Annotated in this window: 15 protein-coding genes; 7 read left to right on the top strand and 8 right to left on the bottom strand. The window is 69.5% G+C overall.

Translation table 11 applies throughout. The features are described from left to right. Positions 1-297: 297 nt before the first annotated feature. Positions 298-3,117: a preprotein translocase subunit SecA gene (secA, locus tag ABZ208_RS33250; RefSeq protein ID WP_356913167.1), complete on the bottom strand. Its 2,820-nt coding sequence runs from the start codon at positions 3,115-3,117 to the stop codon at positions 298-300. Positions 3,118-3,358: 241 nt separating this feature from the next. Here secA and ABZ208_RS33245 point away from each other — a divergent pair, with 241 nt between their 5' ends. Both ABZ208_RS33245 and ABZ208_RS33240 read left to right on the top strand, forming a co-directional pair. Then, positions 3,359-3,934 (top strand): GNAT family N-acetyltransferase, encoded by a 576-nt coding sequence (locus ABZ208_RS33245; protein WP_356913166.1) that lies wholly within the window; start codon positions 3,359-3,361, stop codon positions 3,932-3,934. A 94-nt stretch (positions 3,935-4,028) separates the two neighbouring features. Then, entirely contained in the window at positions 4,029-5,192 is a 1,164-nt protein-coding gene (locus tag ABZ208_RS33240) for a crosslink repair DNA glycosylase YcaQ family protein (RefSeq protein WP_356913165.1), read from the top strand. Between the two features lie 58 nt (positions 5,193-5,250). On the opposite strand, the gene ABZ208_RS33235 is transcribed toward ABZ208_RS33240, so the two are convergent. From ABZ208_RS33235 to mtnA, 7 genes are all read right to left on the bottom strand, one after another. Beyond that, entirely contained in the window at positions 5,251-6,006 is a 756-nt protein-coding gene (locus tag ABZ208_RS33235) for a response regulator transcription factor (protein ID WP_328399973.1), read from the bottom strand. Positions 6,007-6,195: 189 nt separating this feature from the next. Continuing rightward, positions 6,196-6,888: a ribosome-associated translation inhibitor RaiA gene (gene raiA / locus ABZ208_RS33230; protein WP_356913164.1), complete on the bottom strand. Its 693-nt coding sequence runs from the start codon at positions 6,886-6,888 to the stop codon at positions 6,196-6,198. Positions 6,889-7,220: 332 nt separating this feature from the next. Beyond that, positions 7,221-7,946, bottom strand: coding sequence for a ComF family protein (locus ABZ208_RS33225; protein ID WP_356913163.1), 726 nt, complete (start codon positions 7,944-7,946; stop codon positions 7,221-7,223). 81 nt (positions 7,947-8,027) lie between these two features. Next, positions 8,028-9,791: an LpqB family beta-propeller domain-containing protein gene (locus ABZ208_RS33220; RefSeq protein WP_356913185.1), complete on the bottom strand. Its 1,764-nt coding sequence runs from the start codon at positions 9,789-9,791 to the stop codon at positions 8,028-8,030. 85 nt (positions 9,792-9,876) lie between these two features. Next, positions 9,877-11,871: an MtrAB system histidine kinase MtrB gene (mtrB, locus tag ABZ208_RS33215; RefSeq protein WP_356913162.1), complete on the bottom strand. Its 1,995-nt coding sequence runs from the start codon at positions 11,869-11,871 to the stop codon at positions 9,877-9,879. Position 11,872: 1 nt separating this feature from the next. Then, a complete protein-coding gene (gene mtrA / locus ABZ208_RS33210; protein ID WP_199922743.1) occupies positions 11,873-12,562 on the bottom strand; it encodes a two-component system response regulator MtrA in 690 nt (229 codons plus the stop codon). Between the two features lie 4 nt (positions 12,563-12,566). Further along, complete coding sequence (gene mtnA, locus ABZ208_RS33205; protein ID WP_356913161.1) at positions 12,567-13,715, bottom strand: S-methyl-5-thioribose-1-phosphate isomerase; 1,149 nt, start codon at positions 13,713-13,715, stop codon at positions 12,567-12,569. A 176-nt stretch (positions 13,716-13,891) separates the two neighbouring features. On the opposite strand from mtnA, the gene ABZ208_RS33200 reads away from it, so the two are divergent. Genes ABZ208_RS33200 through ABZ208_RS33180 form a run of 5 tightly spaced genes read left to right on the top strand, consistent with a single transcriptional unit; the run spans position 13,892 to position 19,327 of the window. Beyond that, positions 13,892-15,112 carry a hypothetical protein gene (locus ABZ208_RS33200; RefSeq protein ID WP_356913160.1) on the top strand — a complete coding sequence of 407 codons (1,221 nt, stop codon included), beginning with the start codon at positions 13,892-13,894 and terminating at the stop codon, positions 15,110-15,112. Between the two features lie 4 nt (positions 15,113-15,116). Then, a complete protein-coding gene (locus ABZ208_RS33195; RefSeq protein ID WP_356913159.1) occupies positions 15,117-15,806 on the top strand; it encodes a DUF4129 domain-containing protein in 690 nt (229 codons plus the stop codon). Next, entirely contained in the window at positions 15,803-17,029 is a 1,227-nt protein-coding gene (locus tag ABZ208_RS33190) for a DUF4350 domain-containing protein (RefSeq protein WP_356913158.1), read from the top strand. Before ABZ208_RS33195 ends, ABZ208_RS33190 begins: the two co-directional genes overlap by 4 nt. Continuing rightward, positions 17,026-18,009: a MoxR family ATPase gene (locus ABZ208_RS33185; protein ID WP_356913157.1), complete on the top strand. Its 984-nt coding sequence runs from the start codon at positions 17,026-17,028 to the stop codon at positions 18,007-18,009. Before ABZ208_RS33190 ends, ABZ208_RS33185 begins: the two co-directional genes overlap by 4 nt. 7 nt (positions 18,010-18,016) lie before the next feature. Beyond that, entirely contained in the window at positions 18,017-19,327 is a 1,311-nt protein-coding gene (locus tag ABZ208_RS33180) for a DUF58 domain-containing protein (protein WP_356913156.1), read from the top strand. Positions 19,328-19,448 lie beyond the last annotated feature (121 nt).

Genomic DNA, 19,448 nt, shown 5'->3' with positions numbered 1-19,448 from the left:
GGAGCCACAGAAGGCGCCAGACGCCCCCGTCCGCCCGCCTGGCGCCTTGCCCGCACGGGCCCGGCGTCCCGGAGGACACGTCGTGGAGAGCCGAGGACCGTGACGCGCTGCTCCTCGTCCCGGCGGCTCAGCGCTCGTCGCGAGTGCGGCCGACGCACAGCGGCTGCTCACCCACGAAACAGCTGCTCACCCACGACCGCCAGGACCGAGCCGTGCGTCGGGATACGCAAGAGGCCGGGGCCGGACACCCTGATCGGTGTCCGGCCCCGGCCCTCACGCGGTACTCACCGCTCACGCCTACTTCTTGCGGCGCCGGCTGGCACCCTTCTGCGCCTTGCGCCGCTCCGCGCGCGTCATCCCGTCCGACTCGGACCGCGCCGAGCCGTCGTCATCGACGAAGTCACCCTCGATGATGCCGCCCTCGCCGTCCACCGTCGGAGCCGAGAAGTGCAGCCGGTCGCGACGCTGCGGGGCGTCCAGGCCCTTCGCACGGATCTCCGGCCGGCCGCCGCCCGCAGGCACGGCGTCCTGCTTGGCCAGCGAGGTCTTCTCCGCCGTGTCCTGCACCGGGATCTCCTCGACCTGCTGCTCGACCTGGACCTCCAGGTTGAACAGGTAGCCGACGGACTCCTCCTTGATGCCCTCCATCATGGCGGTGAACATGTCGAAGCCCTCGCGCTGGTACTCGACCAGGGGGTCCTTCTGCGCCATTGCGCGCAGGCCGATGCCCTCCTGGAGGTAGTCCATCTCGTAGAGGTGCTCGCGCCACTTGCGGTCCAGGACCGACAGCACGACACGACGCTCGAGCTCGCGCATGATCTCCGAGCCGAGCTGCTTCTCGCGCTCGTCGTACTGCTCGTGGATGTCTTCCTTGATCGACTCGCCGATGAACTCGGCGGTGATACCGGCCCGGTCGCCTGCCGCCTCCTCCAGCTCCTCGATCGACGCCTTCACGGGGTAGAGCTGCTTGAACGCGCCCCACAGGCGGTCCAGATCCCACTCCTCCGCGAAGCCTTCGACGGTCTCGGCCTCGATGTAGGCGTCGATGGTGTCGTCCATGAAGTGGCGGATCTGCTCGTGCAGGTCCTCGCCCTCCAGGACGCGGCGGCGCTCACCGTAGATGACCTCACGCTGCCGGTTGAGCACCTCGTCGTACTTGAGCACGTTCTTACGCGTCTCGAAGTTCTGCTGCTCGACCTGCGACTGGGCCGACGCGATCGCGCGCGTCACCATCTTGTTCTCGATCGGGACGTCGTCCGGCACGTTGGCCATGGCCATCACGCGCTCGACCATCTGCGCCTTGAACAGCCGCATCAGGTCGTCGCCGAGCGACAGGTAGAAGCGGGACTCGCCCGGGTCGCCCTGACGGCCGGAACGACCGCGCAGCTGGTTGTCGATACGCCGCGACTCGTGCCGCTCGGTGCCCAGCACGTACAGACCGCCGAGATCCTTGACCTGGTCGTGCTCGGCCTTGACGGCCGCCTCGGCGCGCTCCAGCGCGGCGGGCAGCGCCGCGGCCCACTCCTCGACATGCTCGACCGGGTCCAGGCCGCGCTGACGCAGCTCCGCCTCGGCGAGGTCGTCGGGGTTGCCGCCGAGCTTGATGTCCGTACCGCGTCCGGCCATGTTGGTGGCGACGGTGACGGCGCCCCTGCGGCCCGCCTGGGCGACGATCGTCGCCTCCCGGTCGTGCTGCTTGGCGTTCAGGACTTCGTGCTGCACACCGCGCTTGTTCAGCTGCTGCGAGAGGTACTCGGACTTCTCGACCGAGGTGGTGCCGACCAGGATCGGCTGCCCCTTCTCGTGCTTCTCGACGATGTCGTCGACGACCGCGGCGAACTTGGCGACCTCGGTGCGGTAGATCAGGTCGGACTGGTCCAGGCGGACCATCGGCCTGTTCGTCGGGATCGGCACGACGCCGAGCTTGTAGATCTGGTGGAACTCGGCGGCCTCCGTCATGGCCGTACCGGTCATTCCGGACAGCTTGCCGTAGAGGCGGAAGAAGTTCTGCAGGGTGATCGTGGCGAGGGTCTGGTTCTCGTCCTTGATGTCCACCCCTTCCTTCGCCTCGATCGCCTGGTGCATGCCCTCGTTGTAGCGGCGGCCGGCGAGGATACGGCCGGTGTGCTCGTCGACGATCATGACTTCGCCGTCGATGACGACGTAGTCCTTGTCGTTCTTGAACAGTTCCTTCGCCTTGATGGCGTTGTTCAGGTAGCCCACGAGCGGGGTGTTCACCGACTCGTAGAGGTTGTCGATGCCCAGCCAGTCCTCGACCTTCGCGACACCGCTCTCGTGGATGGCGACCGTGCGCTTCTTCTCGTCGACCTCGTAGTCGCCGGTCTCCTCGATGCCCTTGAGCGGGTTGCCCGGCTCGCCCCTGGTCAGGCGGGTGACCAGCTTGGCGAAGTCGCCGTACCACTTGGTGGCCTGGTCGGCAGGGCCGGAGATGATCAGCGGCGTACGCGCCTCGTCGACCAGGATCGAGTCGACCTCGTCGACCACCGCGAAGTTGTGGCCGCGCTGGACGAGCTCGTCCTTGGACCACGCCATGTTGTCGCGGAGGTAGTCGAAGCCGAACTCGTTGTTGGTGCCGTACGTGATGTCGCAGTTGTACTGCTCACGGCGCTGCGCCGGGGTCATGTTGGCGAGGATGCAGCCCACGGACAGGCCAAGGAACTTGTGGACGCGGCCCATCATCTCGGAGTCGCGCTCGGCCAGGTAGTCGTTCACCGTGATCAGGTGGACGCCCTTGCCCGACAGCGCGTTGAGGTAGGCCGGGAGCGTGCCGACGAGGGTCTTGCCCTCACCGGTCTTCATCTCGGCGACGTAACCGAGGTGCAGGGCGGCGCCGCCCATCAGCTGCACGTCGTAGTGACGCTGGCCGAGGACGCGCTTGGCGGCCTCGCGGACGGTCGCGAACGCTTCGGGGAGCAGGTCGTCCAGGCTCTCGCCGTTGGCGTGGCGCTCTTTGTACTCATCCGTGAGCGCCCGCAACTCGGCGTCGGAGAGGGAGACGAAGTCCTCCTCGATGGAGTTGACCTGGTCCGCAATGCGGTGCAGTTTGCGCAGGATCTTGCCTTCGCCTGCACGCATGAGCTTGTTGAAGACGGACACTGAGGCTGGTCTCCTTGCCGGTCGGGCCTGGCACTGGGTCGTTTGATGGACACTGGCACGGGCACGGCAGGTGGTCCCCACCGCAACGGCCATCGTAAGCGAGGACCCCGCCGAGTCGGGAGGTCCGTCGTCACCCAGGCCTGCTGTCACCCGTCATGAGAACGCACGGGAGCCGCGGAAGGTGCCGGGAAGAGGCCAAAAGTGCTCGCATCCACCCCGTGGACATGACCACAATCCGGTCATGGAGCCGATCACACTCACCACCGAGCGCCTGCTGCTGCGTACGTTCACGGCCGAGGACACGGAGGCCGTATACCAAGCTTGTCAGGATCCGGACATTCAGCGGTGGACGACGGTCCCGTCGCCGTACGCACGGCAGCACGCGGTGGATTTCGTCGAGCAGATGGTGCCGGACGGCTGGCGCAACAGCACCATGTGCACGTTCGCTGTGCTGCCGCGCGAGGGCGGCCCGCTGATGGCCTCGGTGGCGGTTACTCTGCGTACGTTCTCGGGCACCTGGGAGATCGGCTTCTGGACGGGCAAGGAACACCGCGGGCGCGGGGTGATGGCGGAGAGCGTGGCCGCGGTGTCCCACTGGTCCTTCATGCGGCTGGGCGCGACCCGGCTGGAATGGCGCGCCGAGGTGGGCAACACCGGCTCACGCGCGGTCGCCGAGAAGGCGGGGTTCCGGATCGAGGGTGAGCTGCGGGCGGCGCTGATGAACAAGGACACGCTGCGTGACGCCTGGGTCGGCGCTCTGCTTCCCTCCGATCTGGGCCTGACCGGCGCGCACCCGTATCTGCCCGCGACGTCCTGACCGGACCGGCTACCCAAAGGCTGTCCGCGCGGGGCTGCCCGCGCGCCATCGCGTGCGGGATCGACTGTCAGTGCGGCCGTCTATCGTGCGGGACATGACGACGCAGCCGCCTCCCGCCACCGAACTGTCCGACGTCGAGGCCCGCCGCATAGCGCTGCGCGCCCAGGGATTCCTGGGCGCGCCCGACCGGCGCGGAGGGGTGCGGGCCGTGCTGCGCCATCTCGGCGCCGTACAGCTGGACACGATCTCGGTCCTGGCGCGCTCGCACGAGCTGATTCCGTACGCCCGGCTCGGCGCGGTGGGCCGCCGGACGGTCGAGGATGCGTACTGGACGGAGGGCCACAGCTTCGAGTACTGGTCGCATGCGGCCTGCATCCTGCCCGTCGAGGAATGGCCGCACTTCGCGTTCCGCCGCCGCGCCTACCGCTCGCGGCCGCAGTGGCACCACGAGCTGCCGGACGGCGCGTACGACGCGGTGATCAAGCAGCTGCGGACCGAAGGCCCGCTGACCGCCACCGAGTTGGGCGGCGCGAAGAACGGCGGGGAGTGGTGGGACTGGTCGGCGTCGAAGGTCGCGGTCGAGCGCGCGCTGATGCACGGCGAAGTGGTGTGCACCGAGCGCCGGGGCTGGAAGCGGGTGTACGACCTGGCCGAGCGGGCGATCCCGGACGCCGTCCTGCACGACGACCTGGACGACCGCGAGTGCCTGCGCCGGCTCGTCCGGCTCGCGGGGCAGTCGCTCGGGGTGGGCACCCGCGCGGACATCGCCGACTATCACCGACTCAGGGGCGAGCAGTTCGACTCGGTGGTCGCCGACTCCGGTCTGGTGCCGGTGACTGTCGAGGGCTGGTCCAAGCCCGCCTGGGCGGACCCCGAGGCGCTCGCCTCCGTGCCGCGCGGCCGGCACCGCACGACCCTGCTCTCGCCGTTCGACTCGCTCATCTGGGAACGGGCGCGCACCGAGCGGATCTTCGGATTCACGCACCGGCTGGAGGCGTATGTCCCCAAGCCGAAGCGGGTGTACGGATACTTCGCGATGCCGCTGCTCGCGGGCGGGAAGCTGCTGGGCCGCGTCGACCCGGCGCGTGAGGGCACGACCTTGGTGGCACGCCAGGTGTCCCTGGACACCCCGAAGGCGGTGGCGCCGATGGCCCAGGCGCTGCGGGAGGCCGCGGAGTGGGTCGGCTGCGATTCCGTACGGATCGAGCGGATGGACCGCCCCGAGCTCATGCCGGACCTGGTCAAGGCCCTTGGCTGAGCACAGTGCCTGAGCAGGCACCCGGTGCCGCAGCGCTGCGGGCGCCGGCACCGGCCGGTCAGCGGATCTCGAGGATCTTCTCCCGCATCGCGTAGACCACGGCCTCCATCCGGGAGTGCAGTTGCAGCTTCTCCAGGATGTTGCGCACGTGGTTCTTCACGGTGTTCTCGGAGATGAACAGTTCCTTGGCGATGTCCCGGTTGTTCATACCCGTCGCGACGAGCTTGAGCACCTCGAGCTCCCGGTCGGTCAGCCGGGGCGCGGGCACCAGCCTGCGCTCATCGGTGCGCTGGATCATCGACTTGAACTCGGTGAGCAGTTTGGAGGCCATCGAGGGGGAGATCTGCGACTGACCGTCGGCCACCGCGCGAATGGCGGTGGCCACCTCGTCGGTGGAGATCTCCTTGAGGAGGTAGCCGGTCGCACCCGCCTTGATCGCCTCGTAGAGGTCGGCTTCCTCGTCGCTGATCGTCAGCATGATGATCTTCGCACTGGGGGCCACCTCCTTGATGGCCGTGCATGCCTCGATGCCGCCGCGTTTGGGCATCCGCACATCCATCAGCACGATGTCGGGCAGCAGATCCGCGGCCTTGTCCACGGCCTCCGCCCCGTCGCCCGCCTCGCCGACGACCTGGATGTCCTCCTCCTGCTTGAGGACGATCTCGAGGCCTCGCCGGAACAGCGCGTGGTCGTCCACGACGAGAACCCGGATCGGCTCCTTGCGGGACGCGCCGGTGTCCTCCTCGGAGTCGGCACGTCCATCACTCTGGCCGCCCGCGTGGTGGTGATGCACCGGACCGAAGCTGTCCGCCATCGTTCCTCCCCCTAAGGCCGTGGACGAAGATCACGTTGTCAGCTGCCAACGCGAGTCCACAGCGCATCGGTTGGCTTGCCACGCCATGCTTTCATGCCCGGGCACCAGTGCGGTGACTCTGTGGTGGCACGGGGGTGCCCCTGGAGCGCACAGGGCGCTCCAGGGGCACCGAATGTTCTGCTGACGGGGTCAGCCGCCGAGTGCACCTCCGGCGCCGCCGCCCGCCTCGGAACCGGCCAGCGGATCGGTCTCCAGGTGGATGACGCCATAGTCATAGGCGTGCCGTCGGTAGACGACACTGGGCTGCTTCGTCTCGGAGTCGACGAACAGATAGAAGTCGTGCCCGACCAGCTCCATCTCATAGAGCGCCTGGTCGAGCGACATGGGTGCTGCGGTATGGGTCTTCTCGCGTACCACCAGCGGCCCTTCGCCCTGCACTTCGAGCGAGCCCAGCCTGGTGGTGGGAACGGAATCCGCCGCCTCTTCGGTGATGGGCCGTCCATTGGCGTTCAACTCCGCCACGCCCGGCACGACATCGGCCACTTCCGCGGCCGGGATGCGGCCGTTGCCACGACGGGTGTGGCGCTTGTCGTGCTGCCTGCGCAGCCGCGCCTCCAGCTTGCCGGTGGCGATGTCAAGCGCTGCGTACGGGTCGCCGGCCGCGGCCTCCGCCCGGATCACCGGGCCACGCGAGTGAAGTGTGATCTCCACGCGGTCGGAACGGTCGGCCTGCCGCGGGTTGTGCTCCTTGGACACCTCGACGTCGAGGCTGATCACCTTGCCGTCGAGCTTCTGGATCTTGTCCAGCTTCAGCTTCTCGGCCACGTGCTTGCGGAACCGCTCGGGCACCTCGGTCTTGCGGCCCTTGACGACGATGTCCACGCAGAACTCCGTTCCCGGATCACTCCGCACGCTCACTCGCTGCGGAGCATCTCCCTCTTGCACCAGGCTCCGGTGGTCACCGGAGCCTCGGACTTGGCGACTTTCACCTCCTCCTCCCCAGTGGACAAGATCTCCACCCCACCAACTTCAAGGTTCTCGCTGCCTCGAATCCCTGACCGGAAACACGGCAGTGCATTCACTGAGGCACGGCGCTCGCCATTCCTCACAACCGAACATAGCTCGCCCGGACGGGTGTCGGCACCCGCTACCAGCACATACCTCCGATCAGGCGTTTTTGCTCTCTCACTACCTGCAACGTTGCGAGTTCCCCGTCAGTTCCGGTTTATTTCCAATGACAGTGGAGGAACGGCGACCACCGCGGCGCTCAGCTGTACGAATCCGGGAAAGCCGTGCGGAAATGCGGCACTCAGTGCCCTGGTCGCCTCCACCAGTGAGGCACCGGTCGTCATCAGATCGTCCACCAGCACGGTCCGGCCGCCTGCCAGCAGCCTTTCACCCCCTGCCCGTACGCCCAGGGCCCCTGCCAGATTCGCGACCCTCTGGCGGGCCGTGAGACCGGACTGGTCGGCCACCGCGCGCCGCTGCCGCAGCACCGGAAGGACCGTCGCCGCAGTCCCCGTACGCCTCAGCTCCGCCGCCGCCGCACACGCGATACGCCGTGCCGCGTCATGACCCCTGGCCCTGACCGCCCGCCGGGCCGACGGCACAGGTACGAGCAGCAGCGGCCCGCCGGTACGACTGGCCCCAGGCCCCGCGGCTCGCACCGCACCCGCCAGCGCCGTGCCGAGCGGCCCGGCGAGCCCCAGCGCACCGCGCTCCTTGTGCGCCAGCAGCACCGCCCGTACCGCGTCGCCGTAGGCAGCCGCGGCATGCACCACGGGCAGCCCCGGGGGCTCCGGCACCGGCCGGGCACGCCGTGCCACGCCGCCGTACAACGCGCCCGCGCACACCTCGCACAGCTGCGTACGAGGCACACCGCACCCGCCACAGGCGACGGGCAGGACCAGACCGGTGATTTCGCTCCACCACCCCCGCATGGCGACCACTGTGCCCCGACCCGGAGCGCCCTGCCACCCCTGTGGACAACGGCTGTCCACAGGGGGTGCGGTCCGGTACGGCTATCCGGGGTAGACCGGGGACGACCCCTGCTCGACCAAGGTCTGCCAGTTGGCACCGGCCGGCAGCCGCACGATGCCGTCCTCCTCCGAGTGCGCCACCAGCGGACGGCTCTCGTCGTCGGAGGCGGCAACCGCCTTGACCTGGTTGAGTCCGGGCAGGATCGCATTGGGCGGGTTCGAACCGTCGGTCTGGATGTAGCGCACCTGCTGCACGCCACCGGACTCCTTGCCGACCACCACCAACCGGCTGGGACCGGCCCACGACACGGCCGTGACCGTCTCCATCTGCGGTGCGGCGGGACGCAGTTCCGTCACCGACACCTCAGGCTCGGTCAGCGGGCCCTGCCGCTCCACGCGCCCGATCTGCAGCGTGGTCCTGCCGTCCTTCGTCAGCAGGAGCGCGATGCGCACCCCGTCCGCCGAAACGCGCAGCGCCTCGATGCGGGCACCGTCCAGGCCCGGAACGATCTTGACCTCCTGGGGCTCGCCCTCGCCGCCCCCCAGCCGCCACAGCGTCGGATCCGCGGGGTTGCGGTCCGCCACCCACAGGTCGCCCCGGCCGTCCCAGCTGGGCGCGGAGAGCCTGTCGTCGCGCGTGGCGCCGCGGCTGGTCACCAGCGGTGTGCCCAGCTCGCTGTTGGAGGCGATGGATGCCGTGAACAGCTTGCTGTTGTCCTTGAGCACGGCCGCCGCGGTGTGCTCGTCGCGCGCCACCGCGACCATGCTCATCTGCAGTCGGCCGTCACCGAAGGGGCCCGGCACCTGCTGCGGTTCGCCCACCTCCCGGGCACCGCCGGCCAGCAGCGCAAGCCGGTTCTTGCTGTCGACGAAATACTGGTTGTCCGGCCTGCCGGAGACGTGATCCGGCGCGTACTCCTCCGCCTGGCCGCTGGTCAGCACACACAGCTGCGTACCGTCCGATCGCAGCAGCTCCACCTGCTCCACCCGGGCGGCGGTGACGTCCTTGAGGGTGAACAGGATCTGCGCCGCCATCCTCAGGCACTGCGGGCGTCCCACATGGGACGCCTTGTCGTTGAGCGGCACCTTCAGGCCGTTGCGGTCGTCGAACGACAGCGACCTGACGCCGTCCTTCAGGTTCAGAGCCGTACCGGTGGGGAACCGCGACTCGACGACCGGCTTCAGCCAGTTCGTCGGGCCCTCCAGCAGCGCGCTGACCGCCTGGGTGACCGGATCCATCCTGGTGATCGGGTCCATCCGCTGCCGGATGTAGACCGGGTCGGCGACCATCACATTGCGCCCGGACGCGAAGTAGTACTTGTTGACCGAGGCGTAGTTGCGCTCGAAGTCCGACGCACCGAGCAGCAGCCCGGCCGGCAGGCTGTCGATCCGCCACTCCTTGCCGTTGTCCTTCACGCTCTGCTGCGACAGGTGAATGGTCCTGCGGTACTCGGCCGGCGTGATGGGCTGGTAGGCGTGCTTGGCGTCCACCGTGGCGATCTGCTGACCGAACAGCGGGTAGCTCATTCCGGGGTTGTCCCGGCCGCCGGCGACCGGCGCTCCCGGGTCCGGCGCGGCGGCCAGCACCGTGGTGCTCGCCGCAGGCTTCCACTTCTTGGACATCGCGGGCGTCAGATACGAGCGCGCCGTGTCGAAGTTGGTGTCGTCACTGGTCATCGCCTCGAGGAAGCCCGTGACGATCTCGTCGGGCGTCGCGCCCTTGCGCGGCGGCACCGGGTACACCCGCACCTGCGTGTCGGCCCGCTGCGACGCCTTCACCGCATGGACGTCACCGCTGTCCGGCATCGAGGCGCAGCCGGCCAGCAGCACCGCGCTGCAGCCGAGCAGCGCGGATGCCCGCAGCACGCCCACGCGGCCGTTACGACGGGGGTCAGCGCCCACGAGTCGTGTCCTCCCGGTCCGAAGAAACCTGTGTCGCTGCGGCCTCGCCCCGCTCACCCGCGGGCCTGGCCACCACACGGGCGCCGCTGCCCGGCAGAGCCGCGGGGTCCACACCATGCGGCGCCCTACGCGGGGGCGCACCCAGCGGAGCGAGCTCCGGGCCCGGCTGAGACGGCAGGGAGGCCAGCCGGTGCCCGCTGGACTTAGGGCCCGCGGATGACTCCGACCGCTCCCGGTTCTGCCTCGAGTCCTCGGGCTCCAGCGGTATCGGTGACCCGCGCAGCGGCTCGTCCGCCGTGCGGGGGAGGGTCAGCCGGAACTGCGAGCCGCCGCCCGGCTCGCCCCACGCCTGCAGCCAGCCGCCGTGCAGCCGGGCGTCCTCGACGGCGATGGACAGGCCGAGGCCGGTGCCGCCGGTGGTACGGGCCCGTGCCGGGTCCGCCCGCCAGAAGCGGTTGAACACCCGGGTCGCCTCGCCCGGCTTGAGTCCCACACCGTAGTCCCGCACGGCGATCGCGACGGCCCCGCCGGCAGCCGCCAGGCGGACCACCACGTCCTTGCCGTCCCCGTGCTCCACGGCATTGACCACCAGATTGCGCAGTACACGCTCCACGCGCCGGGCATCGGCCTCCGCCACCACCGGCTGCTCGTCGCCGACCACCCGTATCCGGGAGCCCTTGCGCTCGGCCAGTGGCTCGGCCCCGCCGATCACCCGCCGTACGACCTCGCGCAGGTCTATCGGCTCGGCCTCCAGCGCGGCTGCTCCCGCGTCGAACCGGCTGATCTCCAGCAGGTCGGACAGCAGCGACTCGAAGCGGTCGAGCTGGTCGCCGAGCAGCTCGGCGGAGCGCGCGGTCACCGGGTCGAAGTCGCTGCGCGCCTCATGGATGACATCTGCGGCCATCCGCACGGTCGTCAGCGGTGTGCGCAGTTCGTGCGAGACGTCGGAGACGAAGCGCCTCTGCATCCTGGAGAGCTCCTCCAGCTGCTGGATCTTCAGCTGCAGGTTCTGGGCCATTTTGTTGAATGCTTCGCCCAGCCGGGCGATGTCGTCCTCGCCGGTGACCTTCATGCGCTCCTGCAGGCGGCCCGCGGCGAGCCGCTCGGCGATCCCCGCGGCCATCCGCACAGGGGTGACGATCTGGCGCACGACAAGCCAGGCAATGGCGCCCAGCAGGACCACGACGAACAGGCCGGCCGTTGCCAGAGTGCCTCTGACCAGGCTGAGGGACTGCTCCTCCTGCGCCAGCGGGAAGACGTAGTACAGCTCGTACGGATTGCCCTCGATGTCGTTCAGCCGGGTGCCGACGACCAGCCCGGGCTCGGGCTCACGCAGATCATCCGTGTACCGGATGCGCAAATAGGTCTCGAACGTCCCCGTCCCCTGCCCCACTGCTTCCCGCAGGCTCTCGGGGATGCTGGCGGGGTCCACGTCTCCCGAGGTCCGAGGTCCACGGCTCGAGCCGCCGCCCTCGGCGTCGGCGCTGAGCGCCACCACGTTGAACGCGCCCTGGCCACCGCTGGCCAGCTGCACCACCAGGTCCTGGCGCCACGAGTTGCGCGTATTCCTGCCGTCGTCGGCGCCGCCGGGCCCCAAGGGGGCATTGGCCCTGTCCCTGGCCACCGCGAAACCGCCGGCCGCCTGGCTCTGCGCGGCCTTGCTCTTGGCGTCGAGAAGGCCGTTGCGCACCTGCCCGATGACCACGAAGCCCAGCAGCACCACGACACCGAGTGACATCAGCAGCGTGCTCGCGACCACCCTGAGCTGGATGTTCCGCCGCCACAGCCGAACAGCGGGCAGCAACGGGCGGCGCACCCAGCGCATGAGAAGCCGGGGCACCGGCCCGCCGGACGCGCCGTCCTGGAGAAGCGGGCCGCCATGGAGCAGACGGCCGAATCGCGAGGGCCTGCGCCCCGGTCCGGCAGTCCGCTCCGTACGGACTCCCGGCTCCCCGGGCTTCGGAGCACCACTGCCTATGGACATGTCAGCTCGGCCCGGCCTTGTAGCCGACACCGCGCACGGTCACCACGATCTCCGGCCGCTCCGGGTCCTTCTCGACCTTGGAGCGCAGCCGCTGCACATGGACATTGACCAGCCGCGTGTCCGCCGCGTGCCGGTAGCCCCACACCTGCTCGAGGAGCACCTCACGGGTGAACACCTGCCACGGCTTGCGCGCCAGCGCGACCAGCAGGTCGAACTCGAGCGGAGTCAGGGCTATCGACTGCCCGTCCCGCTTCACGGAGTGACCGGCGACATCGATGACCAGATCACCGATCGCCAACTGCTCCGGCGCGGGCTCCTCCGACCTCCGCAGCCGCGCCCGGATACGGGCCACCAGCTCCTTCGGCTTGAACGGCTTGACGATGTAGTCATCGGCGCCGGACTCCAGCCCGACCACCACATCGACGGTGTCGCTCTTGGCGGTGAGCATCACGATGGGCACCCCGGACTCGGCCCGGATCAGCCGGCACACCTCGATGCCGTCCCGTCCGGGCAGCATCAGGTCCAGCAGCACCAGATCCGGCTTGGCCTCCCGGAAGGCGGCAAGCGCCTTGTCACCGTCCGCTACGAACGACGGCTCGAAACCCTCACCACGCAGCACAATCCCGAGCATCTCGGCCAGTGCGGTGTCGTCGTCGACGACAAGGACTCGTCCCTTCATAGTCGACATCATCCCATTATCTAATCGTTATCTGTCGTGACCTGACACACAGCTCTGCAATTCCGCCCCTCGTGACCGGGGACAACACACCTTCCTCGGTGACGATCGCCGTCACCAGATCGGGCGGAGTGACGTCGAAGGCGGGATTGTACGCCTGGGTCCCCAGCGGTGCCGTCGACAGCCCTCCACCGCCGCCCATCCCGGCCGCGTCGAACCGCGGCACCCCGATCTCCGTCACTTCGTGCCCGGCCCGCTGCTCCACCTCGATCGACGCCCCGTCCGAGGTACCCGGATCCACCGTTGTCGTGGGCGCGACCACGATGAACGGCACGTGGTGGTACTTCGCCAATACGGCCAGAGGGTAGCTGCCCACCTTGTTGGCCACCGAGCCGTCCGCCGCGATCCGATCGGCGCCGATCAGCACGGCATCCACCTGACCGGCCGAGAACAGCGACCCCGCGGCATTGTCCGTGAGCAGTGTGTACGACATCCCGTTGCGCGCCGCCTCGTACGCGGTCAGCCGCGCCCCTTGCAGCAGGGGACGCGTCTCGTCCACCCACAGCCGCCGCAGCCGACCGGCCCGGTGCGAGGCGAGCGCGACGGCGAACGCCGTGCCCTCCCCGCCCGACACCAGCGCCCCGGTGTTGCAGTGCGTCAGGATCCGGTGCCCGCCGCCTGGCATCAACTCCTCCAGGAGCGCCAGCCCGTGCCCGGCCATCCGCCGACTGGCCTCGGCGTCCGCCCGGTGCAGCTCCTTGGCCGCCTCGAGTACCGAACGTGCCGCCTGCTCGCCGTCCGCCCCCTTCTCCAGCGCCGTCCGGTACGCGGCGACCGCTCGCCGCACCCCGTAGCCCAGATTCACCGCGGTGGGCCGCGCGTTCTCCAGCAGGACCGCCGCCTCCTCGACGTCGAAGCCCCGCGCGGCGGCCAGCGCCACACCGTAGGCTCCGGCGATGCCCAGCACCGGCGCGCCGCGTACCGCAAGTGTCTGGATGGCCAGCACCAGCGCAGGAACATCGGTGCACGGCAGCTCGACCTCCTCGGCAGGCAGCCGGGTCTGGTCGAGAAGCACCAGTACGGGGCCTTCGGGCGGCTCGTCCCAGCGCAGCGCCGGCAGCATCGACTGCTCGCCCGCAGCCGGGCTTTGTGCGTACTGATCGTCCATCCGCCCAGTCTGCCCGCTGAGCCTTCGACATTGAAGGAACGAAGGTGCGAGACGGCCTGGCCCACCAGCAGCCGCCGCGTGGCACGATGGCTGCCAACCGGCCGCCCCGACGGCCGTAGGAACACCATGAACGCGCCGGCTCCGCAAGCCGGCCCCAACGCTTGAGGTGGACAACTGTGAACGACACTCCGGGCTGGGCCTCGCCCGGATCGGCTCCCTCCGACGGGCACAACAGCAGCGTGCCCCGGCCGTCCGAGCCCGCCGACGAGAGCGGCCCCGCTTCGAAGTGGTCCAGCGAGCAGCCTCCCCCCGGACAGTGGTCGGCACCGACCGGTCCCGGCCCTCACCCGGTCCCGGGACCACCGCCTCCGGGCTGGGGCGGTGGCCGGCCCGGCAGCGGCTGGGGCATGCCTCCGGCCGCCAAGCCCGGTGTGATTCCGCTGCGCCCGCTCGGCGTGGGCGAGATCCTCGACGGCGCCGTGTCCACCCTGCGTGCCCACTGGCGCACCGTCCTCGGCGTGACGATCACCGTCTCCGTCATCACGCAGATCTGCAGCATCCTCGTGGAGCGTTATCTGCTCCCCGAGCCTCCTGATGTCGATCCCGACGCCACCCCTTCGGAAGCGCTGGAGCAGTCGCTCGAATCGATGCAGGCCAGCCTGGTCGCGCTGGGCCCGACACTGCTCATCACCGTGATCGGCACGCTTCTCACCACCGCTGTACTCACCGTGGTGATCAGCCGCTCGGTGCTCGGGCGCCCCGTGACACTCTCCGACGCCTGGAGGGAGGCCCGGCCCCGGCTGCCTCAGCTGCTGGGACTGACCCTGCTGGTGCCCTTCATGTGCGCCGGCATCATGTTCGTCGGCGTCCTCCCCGGCCTGCTCATCGGCGGCGCCGGCATCGCCCTGTCCGTGGTCGGCGGCATCGCCGCATGCGGTGTCATCGTCTGGCTCTGGATCCGGTTCGCTCTCGCCTCCCCCGCACTCATGCTGGAACGCGGCGGCGTCATCACTTCGCTTCGCCGCTCCGCCAAGCTGGTCCAGGGCACGTGGTGGCGGATCTTCGGGATCCTGGCGCTGACGGTGCTGCTCACCTTCCTGGTGACCATGATCATCGCGATCCCGTTCACCATCATCGGCTTCGCAGCCGACTCCCAGAGCCTCAGCGACCTCTTCTCGGGGAACAACCCGGACTTCGGCTGGCCGTTCCTGATCATCACTGGCATCGGCTCGGTGATCGCCTCCTCGATCACCTACCCGATCTCGGCGGGTGTGTCGGTCCTCCTCTACATCGACCAGCGCATCCGCCGCGAGGCTCTGGACCTCGAACTCGCACGGGCCGCGGGCGTCTCCGGCTACGGCTCCGAGCCGCCGGGCAACCACTCCGCCGGGGGCTGACGGGATGCACTTCACGGGGGGCGCGACGGCAGCACACCTGCTGACCCGAGCAAGCGACGACGTACCGGTGGACACTCCTCGACTCCCCGCCCGCGAGTCGGCGGAGCGGGAGTTGTCCAAGCCGATGTACCACGAGAACGACCCGAACCTCCTCGAGCGCGGCCTGGACCGCTTCTGGGACTGGGTCAGCGGACTCTTCTCCTCCGCCTCCGGTGTCGCTCCCGGGGGACTGCTCGGGCTGGTTGTCATCATCCTCGTCGTCATCGGCCTGGCCGCCGCCCTCTGGTGGCGACTGGGCACCCCCCAACGCTCTCCTGGATCCTCGGAGGCCTTGTTCGACGACAGCCCGCGCAGCGCCGACCAGCACCGCGCCGCCGCAGAGGCCCATGCCGCCGCGGGCCGCTGGAACCAGGCCGTCCAGGAACGCATGCGCGGCCTGGTCCGCTCGCTCGAGGAACGCACCCTGCTCGACCCACGCCCTGGTCGCACCGCCGACGAGGCAGCCGCCGAAGCCGGCCGTGCACTCCCCGCCCATGCGACCGGACTGCGCGCAGGCGCCCGGGAGTTCGACGACGTCACGTACGGCGGCCGCACCAGCAACCGGCGTGCGTACGAAGCCCTGCGGGATCTGGACCTCGAACTGGAGCACGCCAAGCCCCTGCTGAGCGACGCGGCCCAAGGAGCAGCCGAATGACCGAGGTTGCCACCGACTCCACCTCCCTGTCGCCCGGCAACCGCCAGGTATGGGACCGCGTCCGTGGCCCGCTGCTCGCACTCGCGCTGCTTGTCGCTGCCGGGATCGCGATCGCGGCCCTGTACTCCGGCGACCAGCACGGCCGCCTCGATCCCCGCTCCGCCGACCCCTACGGCAGCCGCGCCGTCGCCGAACTTCTCAAGGACCGCGGTGTCTCCACCCATGTGGTCACCACCCTCGACGAAGCTGCGAATGCCGTCGGGCCCGACACCACCCTTCTCGTAGCCACACCCGATCTTTTGACGACCGGTCAACAAGAGGTGCTTCACACGGCTGCGGACGCGTCCGGCGGACGAATGGTCCTGGTGGCCGCCGGCCCGGCATCTGCCGACACCCTGGCTCCCGGCGTTTTCACCGACGCCCCGACCAAGGTGTCGACCCTCGACCCTCGGTGCAGCTACCCAGCCGCCGACCGTGCGGGCAGTGCCGAACTCGGCGGTGAGCGCTACGACACCGATGCACCCGGTGCCGACAGCTGCTACCCGAGCGGCGGACTGCCCACCCTGGTCCGGTTGGACGCCGCCGACGGTGGCGACACTGTGCTGCTCGGCTCCCCGAACATCCTCTTCAACGAACGTCTGGACAAGCACGGCAACGCCTCCCTGGCCCTGCAACTCCTTGGTTCCCGCCCTGAACTGGTCTGGTACCTCCCTTCACTCAGCGATGCCTCCGCCACCCAGGAGGACAGCACCGGTACCGAAAGCGGCAACGACGGTGACGAGGACACCAGCAGCACGTTCCTCGATCTGATCCCGTCCGGCTGGCTCTGGGGCACGCTCCAACTCGCTGTCGCCGCCGCCCTCGCCGCCATCTGGCGCGCCCGCCGACTCGGCCCGCTGGTCACCGAACGGCTCCCGGTCGCCGTCCGCGCCTCGGAATCCACCGAAGGCCGTGCCCGCCTCTATCGCAATGCGAACGCCCGCGACCGCGCGGCCGCCTCCCTGCGCTCCGCCACCCGCACCCGGTTGGCCCCGATCCTCGGCATCCACCTCCGCGACGCCCACTCCCCCGAAACCCTGCTGCCCGCGGTCTCGGTCCATCTCCCCACCGGAGAACGGGACATCCATGCCCTTCTGTTCGGCCCGACACCGGCCGATGACACCGCCCTCATCCAACTGGCTGACCAACTCGACGCCCTCGAAAGAGAGGTACGCACTTCATGAGCGCCCCGACCCCCGAGACAGCTGAGCACTCGGACAGCGCCCGCACCTCCCTGGAGGCACTGCGCACCGAGATCGCCAAGGCCGTGGTCGGCCAGGACCCCGCTGTCACCGGGCTCGTCGTGGCCCTGCTCTGCCGCGGTCACGTTCTCCTCGAAGGAGTCCCCGGAGTCGCCAAGACGCTGCTGGTCCGCGCCTTGGCCGCATCACTTCAACTCGACACCAAGCGCGTCCAGTTCACCCCTGACCTGATGCCCAGTGATGTCACTGGCTCCTTGGTCTATGACGCACGTACCGCAGAGTTCTCCTTCCAGCCCGGTCCGGTCTTCACCAACCTCCTGCTCGCCGACGAGATCAACCGCACGCCGCCCAAGACCCAGTCCTCGCTCCTGGAAGCGATGGAGGAACGGCAGGTCACGGTCGACGGCACACCCCGCGCCCTCCCCGACCCCTTCCTGGTCGCCGCGACCCAGAACCCGGTGGAGTACGAGGGCACTTACCCCCTCCCCGAGGCACAGCTGGACCGCTTCCTCCTCAAACTGACGGTGCCTCTCCCCTCCCGGGAGGACGAGATCAACGTCCTTGCCCGCCACGCCGGGGGCTTCAACCCCCGCGACCTCGACGCGGCAGGTCTGCGCCCTGTCGCCGGCCCCGCGGACTTGGAAGCGGCCCGCGCCGCCGTCGCCAAGACCACAGTGTCCGCCGAGATCACCGGCTATATCGTCGATATCTGCCGGGCCACCCGTGAATCCCCCTCGCTCACCCTCGGTGCTTCCCCTCGTGGCGCCACCGCCCTGCTGTCCACGGCCCGCGCGTGGGCCTGGCTCACAGGCCGCGACTACGTCATCCCCGATGATGTGAAGGCGCTGGCCCTGCCCACCCTGCGCCACCGGATCCAGCTCCGGCCCGAGGCGGAGATGGAGGGAGTCACCGCCGACTCCGTCATCACCGCGATCCTGGCCCACGTCCCCGTCCCCCGCTGAGGCATCCATGGCCCTCACCGGACGAACCGCGCTCCTCGCCGCCCTCGGCTCTCTCCCCGTAGGCATCCTTGCCCCGAGCTGGACCGGGATGCTCGCTGTGAACGCGCCCCTCTCACTCGCAATCCTGTGCGACTACGCTCTCGCCGCGCCAGTGCGACCGCTCCGTTTCACCCGAAGTGGTGACACATCCGTTCGACTGGGTGACGCCGCCGAGGTCCAGCTCACGGTCACCAATTCCTCCGGCCGTCCGCTCCGGGCCCAGCTGCGCGACGCCTGGCCGCCGAGCAGTTGGATGCCCGGATCAGAGCAGGCTGCTGCCCGGCACCAGCTGGTCGTTCCTCCCGGAGAGCGTCGACGCCTCACCACCGTCCTGCGCCCCTCCCGCCGAGGAGACCGCCAGGCTGAGCGCATCACCGTCCGCTCGTTCGGCCCCCTGGGCCTCGCCGCCCGGCAGGGACACCATCGCGTGCCCTGGACCGTACGTGTGCTGCCGCCCTTTACCAGCCGCAAGCATCTGCCGTCCCGGCTGGCCCGCCTCCGCGAGCTCGATGGCCGCACCAGCGTCCTGATCCGCGGACAAGGCACTGAATTCGACAGCCTCCGCGACTATGTCGTCGGGGACGACACACGGTCCATCGACTGGCGGGCCACGGCCCGCCGGAGCACCGTCGCCGTGCGCACGTGGCGTCCGGAACGGGACCGCCACATCCTCATCGTCCTGGACACGGGCCGGACATCGGCCGGCCGCGTCGGAGATGTGCCACGCCTCGACGCGGCCATGGACGCGGCACTGCTGCTCAGCGCGCTCGCGTCCCGCGCGGGCGACCGAGTGGGCATGCTCGCCTATGACCGCCGCGTACGTGCTCAGGTGCAGGGCCGTTCGGCCGGCGAAATCCTGCCCGCATTGGTCGACGCCTTCGCGCCGCTGGAGCCTGAACTCGTCGAGACCGACGCTCAGGGCCTGAGTTCCGCCGCATTGCAGAACGCCCCGCGCCGATCCTTGCTCGTGCTGCTGACGAGCCTCGATGCCGCACCGATCGAAGAAGGACTGCTCCCCGTTCTCCCCCAACTCACCCGGCGCCACACGGTGCTGGTGGCCTCTGTCGCCGACCCGCACATCGAGCAGATGTCGCACAGCCGGGGGAGCATCGAGGCGGTCTACGACGCCGCTGCAGCCACACAGGCACAGTCCCAGCGTCGCCGCACGGCCGAACAGCTTCAACGACATGGCGTCACAGTCGTCGATGCGACACCGGACAAGCTCGCGCCTGCACTCGCAGACGCCTATCTCGCGCTCAAGGCCGCCGGCCGCCTCTGAAGACTCATCCGAGGCGGTTCGGCGAGCCTGATCCTCAGGCGACTTCGCCTGACCCTGAACGCAAAAATGCCTCAACCCCCGGACAAGGTCCGGGGGTTGAGGCTAATGATTGTTCGGCGGC

The organism is Streptomyces sp. NPDC006208, assembly GCF_040613775.1.
GTDB lineage: Bacteria > Actinomycetota > Actinomycetes > Streptomycetales > Streptomycetaceae > Streptomyces.
The sequence above is the reverse complement of the archived record's forward strand: the minus strand, read 5'-3'. Positions and strand labels throughout refer to the sequence as shown.